Source organism: Acidimicrobiia bacterium, assembly GCA_030584185.1.
Classification (GTDB): domain Bacteria; phylum Actinomycetota; class Acidimicrobiia; order Spongiisociales; family UBA11373.
On sequence record CP129495.1, the window covers coordinates 1,215,248 to 1,231,718 of the forward strand.

At 69.6% G+C, this 16,471-nt stretch carries 12 protein-coding genes; 6 read left to right on the forward strand and 6 right to left on the reverse strand.

Translation table 11 applies throughout. From position 1 onward, the window contains the following. Positions 1–449 precede the first annotated feature (449 nt). Both QY307_06185 and QY307_06190 read left to right on the forward strand, forming a co-directional pair. Positions 450–1,589, forward strand: a complete 1,140-nt coding sequence (locus tag QY307_06185; GenBank protein WKZ81690.1) for a Na/Pi symporter — start codon at positions 450–452, stop codon at positions 1,587–1,589. Positions 1,590–1,602: 13 nt separating this feature from the next. Then, positions 1,603–2,277 (forward strand): PhoU domain-containing protein, encoded by a 675-nt coding sequence (locus tag QY307_06190; GenBank protein WKZ81691.1) that lies wholly within the window; start codon positions 1,603–1,605, stop codon positions 2,275–2,277. Positions 2,278–2,332: 55 nt separating this feature from the next. On the opposite strand, the gene QY307_06195 is transcribed toward QY307_06190, so the two are convergent. From QY307_06195 to QY307_06210, 4 genes are all read right to left on the reverse strand, one after another. Continuing rightward, the gene (locus tag QY307_06195; GenBank protein ID WKZ81692.1) at positions 2,333–3,934 is read right to left on the reverse strand and encodes a glycosyltransferase; all 1,602 of its coding nucleotides are present in this window, start codon (positions 3,932–3,934) and stop codon (positions 2,333–2,335) included. Continuing rightward, positions 3,934–6,498, reverse strand: coding sequence for a glycosyltransferase (locus QY307_06200; GenBank protein ID WKZ81693.1), 2,565 nt, complete (start codon positions 6,496–6,498; stop codon positions 3,934–3,936). The genes QY307_06195 and QY307_06200 overlap by 1 nt, the downstream gene beginning before the upstream one ends. Next, positions 6,498–7,658: a glycosyltransferase gene (locus QY307_06205; GenBank protein WKZ81694.1), complete on the reverse strand. Its 1,161-nt coding sequence runs from the start codon at positions 7,656–7,658 to the stop codon at positions 6,498–6,500. Before QY307_06205 ends, QY307_06200 begins: the two co-directional genes overlap by 1 nt. A gap of 335 nt (positions 7,659–7,993) precedes the next feature. Then, the gene (locus QY307_06210; GenBank protein WKZ81695.1) at positions 7,994–8,491 is read right to left on the reverse strand and encodes a GNAT family N-acetyltransferase; all 498 of its coding nucleotides are present in this window, start codon (positions 8,489–8,491) and stop codon (positions 7,994–7,996) included. Positions 8,492–8,628: 137 nt separating this feature from the next. Between QY307_06210 and QY307_06215 the strand changes: the two genes are divergently transcribed. Continuing rightward, positions 8,629–9,456, forward strand: coding sequence for a cell wall-binding repeat-containing protein (locus QY307_06215; protein ID WKZ81696.1), 828 nt, complete (start codon positions 8,629–8,631; stop codon positions 9,454–9,456). Positions 9,457–9,519: 63 nt separating this feature from the next. Here QY307_06215 and QY307_06220 read toward each other — a convergent pair whose 3' ends face one another. Then, entirely contained in the window at positions 9,520–10,443 is a 924-nt protein-coding gene (locus tag QY307_06220; GenBank protein WKZ81697.1) for an endonuclease/exonuclease/phosphatase family protein, read from the reverse strand. A gap of 26 nt (positions 10,444–10,469) precedes the next feature. Continuing rightward, positions 10,470–11,939: a M20/M25/M40 family metallo-hydrolase gene (locus QY307_06225; protein WKZ81698.1), complete on the reverse strand. Its 1,470-nt coding sequence runs from the start codon at positions 11,937–11,939 to the stop codon at positions 10,470–10,472. Between the two features lie 75 nt (positions 11,940–12,014). On the opposite strand from QY307_06225, the gene QY307_06230 reads away from it, so the two are divergent. The 3 genes from QY307_06230 to QY307_06240 all read left to right on the forward strand — a co-directional run bounded on the left by QY307_06230 (position 12,015) and on the right by QY307_06240 (position 16,406). Beyond that, positions 12,015–13,004: an alpha/beta hydrolase family protein gene (locus QY307_06230; protein ID WKZ81699.1), complete on the forward strand. Its 990-nt coding sequence runs from the start codon at positions 12,015–12,017 to the stop codon at positions 13,002–13,004. Positions 13,005–13,225: 221 nt separating this feature from the next. Next, positions 13,226–14,758 carry a cell wall-binding repeat-containing protein gene (locus tag QY307_06235; GenBank protein WKZ81700.1) on the forward strand — a complete coding sequence of 511 codons (1,533 nt, stop codon included), beginning with the start codon at positions 13,226–13,228 and terminating at the stop codon, positions 14,756–14,758. A gap of 124 nt (positions 14,759–14,882) precedes the next feature. Beyond that, positions 14,883–16,406 carry a cell wall-binding repeat-containing protein gene (locus QY307_06240; protein WKZ81701.1) on the forward strand — a complete coding sequence of 508 codons (1,524 nt, stop codon included), beginning with the start codon at positions 14,883–14,885 and terminating at the stop codon, positions 16,404–16,406. The last annotated feature ends 65 nt before the right edge of the window (positions 16,407–16,471 follow it).

Consider the following 16,471-nt stretch of genomic DNA (forward strand, 5'->3'; position numbering starts at 1 on the left):
TGTTCACGCCGGGGGGCGCCCCGCGACACTACTAGGGGTCGGGGGCTTCGAGGCCTCATGCCCAGTCACGGCGGCTTCGGTGGGCTCTACGCCGGGGTGGGTGGTGGTCTGAAGGGGTGGTGGGGGCGCAAGCGCGACCTGCCTTGTGGCAAGCCCGATTCATTACCGATGCTGTTTCTGCCCCCATCCCCCTTCGGGGTACTCCCTCCGACGGGGGGAGGAAAGACCGAGCGAAGGGCCGACGGCGACGTTCCCTCCCCCGTAGGGGGAGGTGGCCCAGAGGGCCGGAGGGGGCAGCACGCGACACAGGTCTGGCGACGTTCCCCCCTGCGGGGGGAGGAGAGACAGGACCGACCTTGCAGTAACCACTCCGGTGGGGGGAGGAAAGCACCGCCCGACCCCCGACGCCTCATCTCTAGGATTGATCGTCGCGTGGGCGACGGGGGAGCATGACCGACGCAACCGATCAGCCGACCCTGCCGTCCTGGGCGCGAACGGCGCTGGTCGTCGGCCTCCTCTACGCCTTTCTCGCCGGGGTCAAGGCCCTCGAATCCGGCATCGGTGGCCTCGGCGAAGGATTCACCGATCGCATCTTCGAAGGCGTCTCCAACCCGTTCGCCGGCCTCTTCGTGGGGGTCCTGGGCACGGTGATCGTCCAATCGTCCTCGGTGAGCACCGCCACCATCGTCGGCCTGGTCGGTGCCGGCACCCTCTCAGTCGAGGCAGCGGTCCCGATGATCATGGGCGCCAACATCGGCACAACGGTGACCAACACCCTGGTCTCAATGGGGTACATGCGCGGAGGGCACGAGTTCCGACGGGCCTTCGCCGGGGCCACCATGCACGACTTCTTCAACCTGATCTGTGTAGCCGTCCTGCTCCCGATCGAGCTCGCCACCGACTTCCTGGCGCGTACCGCCACCTGGCTCACCTCGGTGTTTCGATCCACCTCCGTCGGTGTCATCGGCCACGGCGATAGCCCCATCAAGGTGGCGGTGGGGAAACCGGCAAAGGTACTGTCCGGGCTGCTCGAGGACATCGGGCTCTCGCCGAGCGCCGTCGGCACCATCCTCCTCGTAGTCGGCTTGGTGGTCATCCTCGTCTCGCTCGCCGCCATCACCCACAACATGCGGCGACTCATGATGGGCGGCATCGAACGATCCATGAACGCCGTGCTGGCACGAGGCGGCGGCCTCGCCGGCATGGCGGTCGGAGTGGTGATGACGGTCGCCGTGCAGAGCTCGAGCATCACCACGTCGATCCTGATTCCCATGATCGCCGCCGGAGTGCTCACCATCCCCAATGCCTTCCCCATCACCCTCGGCGCCAACCTGGGGACGACGGTGACGGCTCTCCTGGCGTCATTGGCGGCCACTCGCCCCGAAGGGCTCACCATCGCACTGGTGCACCTCCTGTTCAACGCCGTCGGGGTACTCATCGTGTACCCGGTGGCCCGAATGCGGCGGATACCGATCGCCCTGGCCGAGGGCCTGGCGCGCGCCGCCGACGAACGCAGATCCCTCGTATTCCTCTACGTGGTGGGAGGATTCGTCGTCGTACCTCTGCTCGGTGTGCTACTTCTTCGTTGAGAGGAGACGGACCATGGTGCTGGAACTGTTCAAGGGCGGGGGCGACGAAGGCCTAGCCGTCACGTCGGCCCGCATCGCCGAGATGCTGGTCGACTGCAGGCACACCTTCGACCTGGCGTTCGGCGCCCTCCTCGACGGGGTGGAGCCGGCGAGCGTGGGGAAGGAGGTTCGCAAGACCGACGTGGGGGTCAACAAGGCCGAACGCGCCGTCAGGCGCGAGCTCCTGGTACATGTGAGCGTGCGGGGGACGACCGCCAACATCCCGATGGTGTTGGCGTCGATGAGCGTGGTAAAGGATGCCGAGCGAATTGGCGACTACGCCAAGAACATCTGGGACCTCGCCGCAGAAGGGATCGACCTCTCCGACGCTCCCGACCGTGAGGTCCTCTCCGGATGGCGGGATCGGGTCTCGGCGGCCATCGGCGAGGTATCTCGCGCCTTCGTGGAGCGCGACACGGAGTCGGCCCACCGGCTACTCAAGGAGTTCGACGGACTCCTCGACGAGTGTGACCAGATCATCTCGGCCCAGATCAACTCGACCGGATCACCCAGGGACGCCGTGCCACGCGCCCTGCTGTTCCGCTATGTGAAGAGGATCGTCGCCCATCTGATGAATGTGCTCACCTCGTTGGTGATGCCGCTCGACCGCCTCGACTACTACGACGAGAAGAAGGCCGACCGGGACTGAACGCGGCGTTTCCTCCCCGACGGGGGAACGCGCGACATTGGCCTGGCGACAATCCCTACAGCCTGCGTTCCGACCGGCTCCAGTGGATCACCGGCCTAACCACCACCCGGGCCGGCTCGCCGGGAGACTGCGGCTGCACCACACCGGTGGCAGCGATCAGGTCCTCCACCCGACGCTCCCAAGAGTGCTCCTCCAGGGCCCGACTCCGATCGGGCCGAGGCGCCGAAAGGGCAGACTCCACCGCGACCAGGAACTCCGCCGAGCGATACACCCCGTCCATCCCGTCCAGGGAGCGCAGGGGTGGCGCCGCCACCGGCACTCCGCACGCCAGGTACTCGAACACCTTCAGGGGGCTCACCGCGTGCGTGGTTGGCGAGACAACGAACGGAAGCAGGCCCACGTCGAACCGGCACACGTAGGCGGGCAGATCCGCCTGCGCCTTGAGCCCGAGGAGATGGACGTTCCCCGGCAGCGGCCGCCGCCGCGCCGGCGGATCGCCGATCAGCACCACTCGACCCTCGGGCCACCTCTCGGCCACCGCCGCCACCGCCTCCCAGTCGAGCCAGTCCCCGTAGAGCGAGCCGTGATAACCGAACAGCGGCCCATCCCCGCGGGGGAGATCCTCGGGAGCCGGCCCCGGCTCGACACCGAACACGTCGGCGTTGACCGCGTTGGGGATCACCACCGTCTCCCGACCAACCGCAGCCGCCACCGGCATCAGATCGGGGGCGGAGACGACCACGGAGTCCGCCTGGCGCAGGAACCTCTCCTCCACATCGCGCCGGTACCAGTCGCCGCCCAGGGCCGGGTCCGACCACAGGTCGATGACGTCGTAACACACGGACCATCCTTCCAGTGGCGCCGCCACCGCATCCAGGTAGGCGGGCGCAGGGACCTCCACCAGGATCAGACCCCCCCGGGCGGCGCGCGCCAACAGGGTCGGCAGGTGCACCTGATCGGCGCGCTGCTGCTCCAGGCGCAGATGGACGAACCGGAGTCCGAGATCGACCGACTCGTGGGTGCCTGCCAGGGCGACGAACACCACGTGGAAGCCGCGCCGGAGCGCCTCGAGGGCGATCTGGGCGCCACGCCCGCCGCCACCCACGTCGTGGATCGGCACCGCCGCCAGCACCACCACCACCGGCACCTCGATGGGGTCATGGCGTCGGGGATCGACCTCGGCCGACACCTCGGGAATCAGCGCCAGCCGATGCCCGGCGCCGGCCATCCGGTGCCACAGCCCGGTCAGGTCGTCGCCTTCCCCGGCGCCGACGTCGGCCATCACCTCGGCGGAGACCAGGGCGGCACTCGGCTGCAGGGAGGGCTCCACGCGGCGCCGCCCCACCAGACGGGGCCTGTCGGTGAGAGCGGCGAACGCTGCCGAGGCGCCGCTCGCGGCTATCGCCCGTCGCAGGGCGGGCAGCCGGGAGGCATCGCCGAGAGCCACCGGATCCCCCCGGGGAGCACCACCTCCCGGCAGCGCGCCGACGCGATAGGTGTCGGGCGTGGTCGCCAGCCACCGCCGCACCTCCCGGTCTGACGAGACGAACACGTCGACGTTGCTGCGCACCTGGCGCGAGTGCTGATGCAGCCGGTAGCGGGCCATGATCCGATCGGGCACCAGCGGACGGATCAGCCGCTTCAGCCACATGGGCATCACCGCACCGCCCAGTCGGGGATCCGCCCCGCCTCCTCGGGCCGATGGCGGACCACGGTCATCCCCTCCGGCACCACCCCCGGATCCACCATCCACTCGGGATCGGGACAGGAGCCGACGGCCAGGTCGCCGGCGGGGAGCCCATCCGGGAGTGTCCACGGGCCGGATCCGGGATCGACCACCGCCCACCGCCGCCACACCGGGATCCCCGCAGCCACCCGGCAGGCGGCGCCGGGTGCTGATTCCAGGGCGTCGGCCACCCGCACCAGGTCGGCGACGGTGACGCTCCGGCCCCGGACGTCGGCCAGGTACTTTCCCCTACTGCCGGTCACCGCGGCGCACAGCCCGGCCGTGGCGTCGACCGGCACCACTTCGGCGGAAGCCCCACCGTCGATCCGGGTGCCGCCGTCGGTCAGCAGCACCAGCAGCGGATACCACTCGGCCTTCAGCCGCTCCAACTCCGAGCGGCGGTACTGGGCTGGGTGACGGGCGATGATCCTCCCCGCCGCCTCCTCGAAGTCTGCCTCGCTCTCCACCGACATCGACACCCCGTGCTTGCGGTACCGGTAGAGCGGCCGGGGCACCCGCACCTGGCCCCACCCGGCGGCGTCGAGCCGCATCCACATGTCCCAGTCCTCGTGCCCCTTGCGCATGGTCTCGTCGTACCCCCCGGCCGACTCCCAGGCGGCCCGGCGCATCAGCACGCACTGCAGCACACCGTTGGAGAGGCGCTGCCAGAAGGGATTGAAGGGACGGGTCGCCCACATTCCGTACACGTCGCCGAACAGCACCGCCCAGCAGTGGGCGAAGCCGGCTCCGGGGTCGCCCTCGATGGCGGAGAGCAGGGTGGACACGTACTCGGGCAGCAGCTCGTCGTCGGCGTCGAGGGTCACCAAGAACTCACCCCTGGCCGCAGAGATCCCGGCGTTGCGCGCCCCGGGCAGCCCCCGGTTCTCCTGTCGCAGCAGCCGGATGCGGGGCCACTCTCCGAGGCGGTCCAGCACCGCAACGGTCTCCTCATCGGTGGAGCCGTCGTCGACGAGGACGATCTCCCACGACTCGAAGTCCTGTTCGAACACGCTGCGCACCGCCCCCTCCACCCACCGGCCCTGCTCGAAGCAGGGGATGACGACGCTCACCCGCGGGGTCTCCACATCGGGGAACTCCCCGGCCGCAACGCGCCGCTCCAGACGCCGCCACTCCCGCTCCCGCTCCCGCCGCTCCTTCTCGGCAGGCCAGGAGGCGGCGCTGCGGTACCGCTCCTTGATCCGCCGCGGGACCACCCACACGGCGAGCCGGGCGAGAGGCGCCGGCAGGATCCTCAACAGCCGGCGAGCCACGCCGGCCCCGCGCGGCGGTGGGGGCTCCAGCAGGCCTGCGACGCCCTGCACGGCCGCCGTGGCCAGGCCGGCCTGGCTCTGGTGATGACGCGGCGCCGGGAGCCGGCCCCGGTAGGCCTCGACCGGGTCCCCCACGGCCGGCGCCGCAGCGGCAGCGAGACGACCGAGGCGTTCCAGGTCGTCGGCGGCGGCCCGCAGCGCCGCCTCCAGGCCCCGCACAGTGCCGTCGTACTTGGCTACGCCCACCGCTTCGTCGAGCCCCGCAAAGGCCGGGATCTCCGGGGCGATCACCGGCAGGCCGGCCCGGCGGACCTCGTGCAGGGCGGCGCAGAACGTCTCGAACCGGCTGGGCACGATCACCGCCCAGGCCGTGGCCATCGACTCCAGGGCCCGACGCCGGGGGAGCGCCCCCTCGAACCTCACTCCGCTCCGCAGGCGATCCGGTATCCGGTCGATGAGCATCTCGACCATCGACCGGTTCTCGGTGGCCGACCAGCCGTCCCCCCCGATGAAGCGCACCCGAACCCCGTCCATGTCGTCGAACAGTGGGAGCGCCGCCTCGAGGGCGTCGTGAGAGCCCTTGACCTCGCTCAGCCGCCCGTACACGACGAACTCGGGGGCCGGCGCCGGAGACCAACGCACCGGCGACACCACCGGCACCGGCGGCGGACCGACCACGATGCGCACCGCCTCGATCCCGTAGCGTTCTCGGGCCCACCCGGCCAAGGCGGCCGAAGGGGCGATGACGACGTCCGCCATCCCGAACACCGTCCGCTCCATCTCGGCGAGCGAATCCAACGGGGGCGGCAGTGCACCCATCGCCGCCCCCATCGCCTCCACCGGGCCGTGCAGGCGGACCCCGATACGGATGTTCTCCATGCCCAGCTCGTTGCGATGGGTGAGAGCCCACCAGGCGGGAACGTCGAAGTCGGGGAACTCGACCAGGGAGGGAGGCTCGCCCTCACCGAGCAGGGTCGCCAGGGCCTCGGCGAGCAGCCGGGACCGCTCCACGTACCACCGCAGGGATCCATCCGGCTCCGGGAGGTCGACGACGCTCAGCTCGAACCTGTCATCTCGGACCTGACCGGCGCCGGGAGCACCGAGCAGGACCTGCACCCGGTTGCCGGCCGCCGCCAGGCGCGCCGCCACCTCCGCCACCACGACGCCCGCCCCTCCCGGGTACGCGGGCTCCAGCTCGGAGGTCACGAACACGAAACGCGACATCAGGGCACCCTCCTCGACCCCTGTCGGTCCAACCGCTCCAGCAGCGGGGCGATCCTCTCGTCCCAGGAGGCGCCGGCGGCGGCGGCGCGCAGGGCCGCCCGCCCGTCGTCGTCGACCTCCAGTGCCGTGTGCAAGGCGGCGGCGAAGGCGACCGGATCGGCAGCCACCGCAACCCCCGGAACCCCTTCGCAGGCGGGGAGTGGTGTCGACACGACGGGTACCCCGGCGGCGAGGAGCTCGAACAGCTTCAGGGGACTCACCCCTCGGGTCATGTCGTCGACCACGAACCAGATGGCACCCACGTCGAAGGCGGCCACATAGGCAGGGATCGCATCGCTCGGCCTCTCACCCAGCGACACCACGTTGCGCGGCATGGCATCGAGATCCGACCGCACCTCCGGGGACACCGGACCCACCAGCACCAACCACCAGTCGGGGTTGTCGGCGGCGACCGCCGCCAGCAGGTCGAAGTCGAACCAGCGGGCGACGGCGCCGTGATACCCGATGATCGGTGCCGTGTCGGGAAGGTCCGGTGGACGCTGCGTGTGTGCAGCGAAGCGATGCAACTCGACGCCGTTCTCGACGAGCAGGATGTCGTCGCGCTCGGCGCCATGGCGGTCGGCCAGCACCGGCGACGAGGCGATGACGACGTCGGCAGTCTCCATGACAGCAGGATGATGGGACCGCACCCGGCTCGGTTCCGGCATGCCGACCTCGTCGGCGTCGTAGATGGACAGGTCGTCGAGCACGTCGTAGACGATCACGGGATCATGGAACCGCGAGAAGAGATCCCGGAGCGGGGCGAAGTGGGTGTAGAGGATGGTGTGACCGGCCGGAACCTCGTCCAGGGACGGCACGATGGTCACACCGTCGGCGACTCGCCTCCGGGACTCCCGGGGATCGACGAAGAACACCGGATGGCCCGCCCGGGCGAAGGCGGCCAGCAGGTACTGCGGACGCTGGCGCATCACGTCCCACCTCGCCCAGGTGGGGAGGTACACGACGGGACGCAACGAACCGGATGCGGGGGGCGGGCCGCCGGGCGCGCCCGTCATCTGACGGCGCAGCCGTCGCATCCCCGGAACCCGGCGCAGGGAGCGCCGCAACGGCCCCGGAAGCCGGTATGCCAGGCGAGCGAACCTTCGCCCGATTCCACTCACCGGCCACCGCGTCGGCGTCTGCGGCTCGGCGAACCACCGACGGCCGGGAGGAATCGCCCCCGCCAACGGCTCGGGCACGGGTGCGATAGGTGGGGGGTCAAGCCGGTTTCGGCCACGCCGGGACAATACCGGTGAGTGGGGGTAGCGCCGGGGAGTCCACTAAACCACCGGGCAATGGCGCCCGATGATCCCCACATGCTCGTCTGCGCCAACTGTGCACGGCCGATCCGGTTCCAGGGGGCCGGATGGGGTCATGTGGACCCGGCAAGCCGCTGCACCAGCCCCAAGGTCGCCTGGCCGCCGCCGACGAGCGGTGACGACGAGCCGGATCGGCGTCAGTCCCCCTCTTCCCGCCGCTCCTCGTAGGGCTCGAATCCGGCCCACTGGTAGGTGAGCAGCCCGCGTGGATGCTCCCGGCTCGACGATCGCACCCACACCCGATCCGGTTCATGGTCCCAGGCGGTCTCGACCGCCGACGCCAGCAGCATCTTGCCCAGGCCCCGCCCGATGAACTCGGGAGCCAGGCCGAAGCGGGCGAGCTCGACCTCGCCGACGGCGCGGCGATCCAACTCGAAGAACCCGGCCGGGACCCCTCCGATGAAGAGCACGAACACCTCCACCGCAGGATCGGCAAGCCTTTCGATCAGTTCGGCGTCGGACCTGGTGTCGAGCCCGGGCCAGCCCCAGCCGTCTCCCACCGTGGCGTGCAGATACCGGTAGAAGCGCGGGTCGGGCTCCTCGAGGCGGAGCAGCATCCCCGACCGGTGCGGCCGGGTAAAGGTCAGAGACGGACGAGAACGCATCTCCAGGTAGGTGGTGATCACCTCTGCCATCGGGCCTCCGGGGCCAAGTGTGGCCCGCCCCGGGGCAATGCTCAACCGGAACCCCGGCGCGGCGGGCCGATCTCTATGATCCCGTCTCCATCAATACGACCCGTTCGGGGCGGCGGGCCTGCACCCAAAGGAGGGCCGTGTCCGCCGTTCCCACACGCCGAGAGTTGATCGCCTGGCTCGCCGCATTCACATTGCTGATCACGGTCGTCGTCGGCCTGAGGATGGACGAGGCGCGCTCGTACACTGTTGGGCCATCCACCGCCGTCGCCTATGTGGCAACCGGCGCCAACTATCCCGACGCCCTGGCGGCCTCGTCGGCGGCGGCGCTCGGCCTGGGCCCGGTGCTGCTCACCGAGAAGGACTCGATCCCATCCGCAACCATGGGCGAACTCACCCGGCTCGATCCACAGAAGATCTACCTGATGGGCGGGACCGCTGTGATCTCTTCCGGCGTCGAGAGCCAGCTGGTGACCCTCTTCGGCGCCGGCCGGGTGGAGCGGATCTCCGGCAACAACCGCTACGAGACCGCCGCCGCCCTGTCGGCGGCCACCTTCCCCACCAGTGGCCTCTATCCGAGGGCGGCGTATGCGGCCAACGACTCTCTTCCCGACGGCACCGGCGGCGAAAGCCAGATCCTGCTGACCTTGAACATCGATGCACCGTCTCGCGGCTACCTGCTCATCGACGCCGGGGCCGACGCCTACTACGGTCCGGCGCTTGCCAGCAGGTGCTGGGTGGCGGTCGACTCGAGCGCCCCGGTCACCGGATCCGTGCGCTACTTCACCCTCAACGGCAGCCTCGCCGACAACGGCGAGGAGGACTGCACCACCGAGGTCGGCGAGATCGTGGACGCCGGGACCCACGTGGTCACCTTTCGCACCAATGCCGCGGCGGGAGTGAAGTTCAGTGGCGGCGCCCTGACGGTGCTGTGGGTGCCATTCGGACCGTTCGGGGAGCGACCCTGACGGCGCCGACTGCCGCACCGCTGCGGCATCCGACGCGGTGACCGCACCGCGACCTGCCCCGCCTCAACCGGAGTGTCCGATGGTCACCAGGACCGGGCGATGCGCCGACCCGAAGGCCGGGCCGGTGTGGCGACCTTCGGATCCCAGGCCGGCGGTGTGAAGCAAGTGGTCGATGGGGATCGAGAGCGGTCCCCATCCGTCGGGCCATGTCGGCTGAAGCCCCGACCCGGCGAGGGTGTCGATCAGGCCGCCCCGCTCGCGGAGGGTGACGAAGGCGTGGGACCACGGTGTGGCATTGAGGTCCCCGACCACCACCACCTCGCCGTCGCGTCCCGCCACCCAGTCGGCGGCGTCGGAGAGCATCCGGTCGCGACGCCCGGATCGAGCGGCATCGGTGGGCGACGGCGGGTGCAGCCCGAGGATCTCGATGCGCTCGCCGTCCAGGTTGACGGCAAGCGCCGCAGCCTCGCCTCCGAGGCGGACCTCGACCACCCCGGGGAGCAGCGAGGGTCGCGCCAGCACGGTCACCCCGGCCACCCGGCCGCGAGGCACGATGGTCACCAGCCGCAGCGGCAGGTCGGCGGCGCGGATGGCGTCCTCCCACTCGAACGACGACTCGAACAGGAAGACGACGTCGGGATCCTCGGCGGCGATGAATCCGACCACCTCCTCCCGGTTCGGGTTGCTCACCCCGACGTTGAACACCATCACCTCGATCCGGTCGGCTCCCGTGATGCCGGGACCGCCGAACAACAGGTGGGGCACCACCACGACGGCGTTGACCACACCTGCGGCCAGGACCAACACGGCCAGGCCCCGCTGCCCGGCCAGAGCCACCAGACCGAGCAGCAGGGTGATCGCCGCCAGCTGCGGGCGAAAGTTGGCGGCGAGGTCGAGGAACCACACGAGCGACCCGAAGAAGGCGAGCAGCCCGAGCGCCGCCGGGACCGTTGCCATCCACCCGGCCACGAGGCAGACGCGGCGCAACGGCGATCCCGCCGCTGCGGGTTCGATCAGGACCGCCCCCCGGCTCGGATGAGCAGCGTCCGGTAGAAGGAGACGGCTGCGGCGGCGTCGGCGACACGCACCCGCTCCCCGGTCCCGTGGACCCGGCCCAGGTCCTCGGTGGTCACCTGGAACGGGGCGAACCGGTACACGCCGTCGGCGATCGGGGTGAAGTACCGCGAGTCGGTTGCCCCGAGCAGGATCCAGGGGGTGGGGGTGGCGCGGGGGAAGACCTCGCCCACGGTGGATGCGATCAGGTGGAAGCCTTCGGTGTCGGTCGACGAAGGCGGGGCCGGATCGGACGACTTGCCGAAGTCGATGGCACGCACCCGGACCTCGTCCCCCACCACCGACCGGACGTGATCGATCACCCCGGTGGCGGTGTCCCCGGGAAGGATCCGGAAGTTGACGATTGCCGAAGCCTCCTGTGGCAGCACGTTGGATTTCACCCCTCCCCGGATGACGGTGGCCGCCGCCGTGGTGCGGATCAGGGCGTTGGTCTCGTGGGATCGGGTGAGGAGCCGCTCGATGAGCTTGCCGGTGATCTCCAGCCGGCTCAGCATCCAGCGCCGGGGACCCCGGCTCACCGATGCCAGCACCTCGAAGAACTCGCGCTGCGGTCCCAGGCGGGTCGGCATCGGGTTGTCCTCGATGGCCTTCACCGCGGCCGCCACCCGACCCACCGCCGTGTGCGGCGGCGGCATCGACGAGTGCCCGCCCTCGCCGGAGGCGCTGATCTCGAGATCCAGTGAGGCCTTCTCGCCGATGCCGATCAGGCCCAGGGGCGGCACGCCGGGCATCAGGTCGGAGACCACGGCGCCGCCCTCGTCGAGCACGAACCGGAGCCGGACGCCGCGTTCACCGAGCATCTCGGCCACCACCGCCGCCCCCCGGGCACCACCCACCTCCTCATCGTGGCCGAACAGCAGGTGGACGGTGGAGGCCGGGGTGAAGCCTTCGCCGAGCAGGGCCTCCACCGCCTCCAGGATGGCGATCAGCGACCCCTTGTCGTCGAGGGTTCCGCGGCCCCATAGGAACCCGTCGGCGACCTCCCCCGAGAAGGGGGGCTTCTCCCAGTCGTCCTCGGTCCCCTCCTCGACCGGGACCACGTCCTGGTGGGCCATCAGCAGGATCGGCGAGGTCGTGGGATCGGACCCCTCCCAGGTGAAGAACAGCGTGTGCCCGCCCACAACCTCCAGGTGGAGGCTCCGGTGGACCAACGGATAGGTCTGGGCGAGGAAGGCGGCGAACTGCGTGAACGGTTCGGGGTCGAATCCATCCTCGGACGACATCGTGGGGATGCGGACGGCGGCCGCGAGGTGCTCGAGGAAGGCGGTGCCGTCGGCTGCAGGCGCCACCGCAGTTGTCGGCACCTCGCCTGCTTCGCGGCCACCGCTCCATCGCCGGCGCAGGGCGGCCGCAGCGGCGGCGCCGACCCCGACCCCGGCGATGATCCCCGTCTTCTTGCGCGAGGTCATGGGGGGATGGTACGTGGTTGCGATCGGCGGGGCGTGCTCGGTGGCCGGGCGCCGGTCGGGTTATCTTCCGTGGCGATGCACTGGCTCGACCGTGCCGCCGAGTTCACCACCGCCCGGCTCCCCACACACAAGCGGGCCTTCCACCTCGGGTGGGGGGACGGCGGCGTCGTCGACTGGTACCTGGAGAACGCCGGGCGGGTGCCCCCGATCGCCGATGCCGAGGTCCGCCTGCGTCCGGCGCGGCGCAGTGGTCGAGTGGTGATGCGCGACATCTGGTTCGAGAGCCCGTTCGACATGCTTCCCGAGGCAATCCGCCGGGTGCAGGCTCGCTGGCTGTCCCCGATCCCCGAGGCGGACAGGGTCGTCCTGCTCCACGCCGCCTGGAACGACGAGGACTACCGCACCCGGATGCGGATCGCCGGCGACCTGCTCTCGCGGGGGATCGGCGCCGTCATCGTGCAGCATCCCTACTACGGGGAGCGGCGGCGCAACGGTGCCCTGGGCACACCGGTTCCCCTGGTGAGCGACTTCTGCCTGATGGGACGGGGCGGGGTGCTCGAGGGGCGGGTGCTGGCGCGGTTCCTCCACCGGCGCGGCCTGCGGGTAGGGGTCGCCGGGTACAGCATGGGGGGCAACATCGCCGGGTTCGTGGGTGCCCTGGTCGATTTCCCGGTCGCCATCGCCGCCGTGGCGGCGCCGTACGCCGCCGGACCGGCATTCATGCACGGGCTATTGCGCTCGGCCATCCCATGGGAGGCGCTGGGCGGCGAACACCCCGAGGTGGTGGAGCGCCTCTCGAGGGTGCTCCACGCCGGATCGATCCTCAACCATCCTCCGCCACCCCACACCGCCGCAGCCGTGCTCCTTGCCGGGACCAAGGACGGCTTCGTGCCCACCGCCGCCACCCAGGCGATCCATCACCACTGGCCCGGTTCGAAGATGGAGTGGGTCAACGCCGGGCATGCCAGCCTTCTGTGGCGCAAGAGGGACCTGATCGCCGCCACCATCGCCGAGGCACTCGACCGGCTCGATCGGCTCGGGGGGTCGCCCCCCGATGAGGGGTGACCTGGGGGGCGAAGGGTGCGAGGAGAGCCTGGCGGAGTTCCCTCCCCGGGGAGGTGGTCCGATGGGCCGCAGGGGGCAGCGTTCCCTCCCCGGGGAGGTGGCCCGAAGGGCCGGAGGGGGCACTGGCGCTACCAAGGTGTGCGACGCGACCCGTTCAGAATGCGTAGCCTGCCGGGAATCACAGGGGCGCACTCACAGGAGGGGGCAGTCAGGAGACTGCCATGTTCGCTCGTCCATCGATCCGGCCGATTACGTCGGTTCGAGTCCTGCTCGTCGTGCTGGTGACCGCCCTCGTCGGGACCCTCTACCGGGTGGCGGGAGCGGACTCACCTGATCCTCAGGCCGCCGAGGTGGCTTACATCGCCACCGGGACCAACTTCCCCGACGCCCTCGGTGCCGGCCCTGCGGCTGCACTTGGCAACGGCCCGATCCTGCTGGTCCAGACCGACTCGGTGCCGTCGCAGACCACAACCGAGCTGAACCGGCTGAAGCCCAGGCTGATCGTGATAGTCGGGGGCACGGCGGTGGTCTCGACGACGGTGGAGAACACGCTGAAGGGCCTGTCGTTCGGTCCGACCGTGATCCGGGTTTCGGGATCGAACCGGTATGCGACTGCGGCTGCGATCTCCGAGTCGGCGTTTCCGTGCGCCGACGGCGACGTGATGGCTGGACGAGACCGCACCGGTGTGGTGTGCCGCCCGGCGTTGTCGGGGATGTGGAACACCCAGAAGGTCGTCGAGACAGGGTTCGTCGGCTACGACACCTCGCTGGCGATCGACGCCTTCGGCAATCCGGCGATCTCCTACTACGACGGCACCACCACCGACCTGATGCTGGTCAGGTGTTCGGATCCAGCTTGTGCCGGGTCCAAGACCATCACCACTGTGGACCCCAATCTCTCGAACGGTCGCTACTCGTCGCTGGTGCTGGACTCCTCGGGCTTCCCGGTGATCTCCTACCACGACGCCAGCAGCGGCTTCCTGAAGCTGGCACGCTGCTCGAATCTCACCTGCACCGCCAAGACGCTGACCACGGTGGATGCGTCGTTCTCCGTCGGCAGCCACACCTCGCTGGCCTTGGACTCGTCCGGGCTCCCGGTGATCTCCTACCACGACGCCGACGGAATGGATCTGAAACTGGCCCGCTGCTCAAATGCCACCTGCAGTTCCGCAACGCTCGTGAGCGTGGACAGCGGATCGGCTGAAGTCGGCTGGTTCACATCGCTGGTCCTGGACTCGTCGGGGTTCCCGGTCATCTCCTACTACGACATGACCAACACAGCTCTGAAACTGGCCCGCTGTTCTGATGCAACCTGCACCGCGAGGACGCTGACGACGGTGGACTCGAGCGGCGATGTCGGATTCGAGTCGTCGGTCGCCCTGGACACGTCGGGGTTTCCGGTGATCTCCTACCACGACGGGACCAACGGAGATCTGAAGCTGGCACGGTGCACCAACTCGGCATGCACCACGAACACGCTGACCGTCGTGGACTCGACCGGCACGGTCGGGCGCATGTCCTCCCTGGTACTCGACAGGTCGCGCTTCCCGGTGATCTCCTACTACGACGGCAGTAACGAGGACTTGAAGGTGGCCCGCTGCTCCAACGCGACCTGCTCATCGGCGACGATCACCACGGTGGACTCGGCTGGAACCGTCGGGTTCTACACGTCCCTGGCGCTCGACCCCGCCGGCAATCCGGTGATCTCCTACCAGGACTTCTCCAGCGTCGACCTGAAGCTGGCTTCGTTCTGAGCGCCTGGTGAGAGGGGTTGGGGCCGGGCGGGCCGGCCCCAACCTTCCACGCCCCGGCCGCGCGCCGCTCGCCTATTCTCTCGTCTCAACGCGGCCCCGCCACGGGCTTACCAAGGAGGGGAACATGTCCCTGTCGAAGCCGCCGGCGCTTCCGCTCCGTGCCCTGCTCGTGGTGCTGGTGACCCTCATGGCCGGTGTGCTGTACGGGGTGGCGGGGGCGGACTCGCCGGATCCCCGCGGCACCGAGGTGGCTTACATCGCCACCGGGACCAACTTCCCCGACGCCCTGGGTGCGGGCCCTGCGGCTGCACTTGGCAACGGCCCGATCCTGCTGGTCCAGACCGACGCCGTGCCTTCTCAGACCACGGACGAGTTGAACCGTCTGAAGCCGCGCCTGATCGTGATCGTGGGTGGCACCGCAGTGGTGTCGACAGGTGTGGAGAACACGTTGAAGGGCCTTTCGTTCGGTCCCACGGTGCTGCGGGTGTCGGGTGCGAACCGGTATGCGACGGCGGCTGCGATCTCGGAGTCGGCGTTTCCGTGTGGTGATGGCGAGGTGATGGCGGGAAGGGACCGCTCGGGTGGGGTGTGCCAGGACCCGCTTACGGGAATGTGGAGCATCCAGACGGTGGATTCGGGAGGAGATGTAGGCATCTACGTGTCGCTGGTCCTGGACGCCTTCGGCGATCCGGTGATCTCCTACCGCGACGAGACCAACACGGATCTGATGTTGGCGCGCTGTTCGGATCCGGCCTGTTCGGGTACCAAGACGATCACCACGCTGGAGTCGTCGAACTCCTACTACCCGTCGCTGGCCCTGGACTCGTCCGGGCTCCCGGTGATCTCCTACTACGACGCCGGCCCGGATGATCTGGAGCTGGTGCGGTGCAACGACCTCACCTGCGGTTCGAAGACCACGACCACGGTGGATTCCAGCGGCTCCGTCGGTCTGCACACCTCGCTGGTCCTGGACTCGTCGGGCTTCCCGGTTATCTCCTACCGCAGCTTCTCCAGCGGTGACCTGAAGCTGGCCCGGTGCCACGACGCCACCTGCACCACCAAGACGATCGCCACCGTCGAGGACTCCTTCGACACCGGCTACTGGACCTCGTTGGTGCTCGACACCTCCGGGTTCCCGATCATCTCCTACTACGACGCCTCCGCCCGGGATCTGAGGCTGGCGCGCTGCGCCGATCTCACCTGCTCGTCCAAGACGCTCCAGACGGTCGACAGCGAGGTCTTCGATGTCGGCAAGTACTCGTCGCTGGCCCTGGACCGGTCCGGGTTCCCGATCATCTCCTACTACGACGTCACCAACGCCGACCTGAAGGTCGCCCGATGCAGCGACGCCGCGTGCACGACCAGCGTCCGGACCGCCGTCGATCCGGGGAACTTGGTGGGAACGTACACGTCGCTGGTTCTCGACGTCGCGGACAACCCGGTGATCTCCTACTACGACGAGGCCAACGGGGACCTCAAGCTGGCCCACTGCAGGAACCCCGCCTGCACGAGCGGCACCGTGATCGTCACGGTCCCCTCACTCGGCGATGTCGGCAAGTACTCGTCGCTGGCGCTCGACCCTGCGGGCAACCCGGTGATCGCCTACTACGACGGCTTCAACACAGACCTGGCACTGGCTTCGTTCTGAGCGGAGCGTGAGGGAGGTGGGCGGGTCGGCCTGCCAGCCCCGAACGGTCACCGCTCGGCCACCTC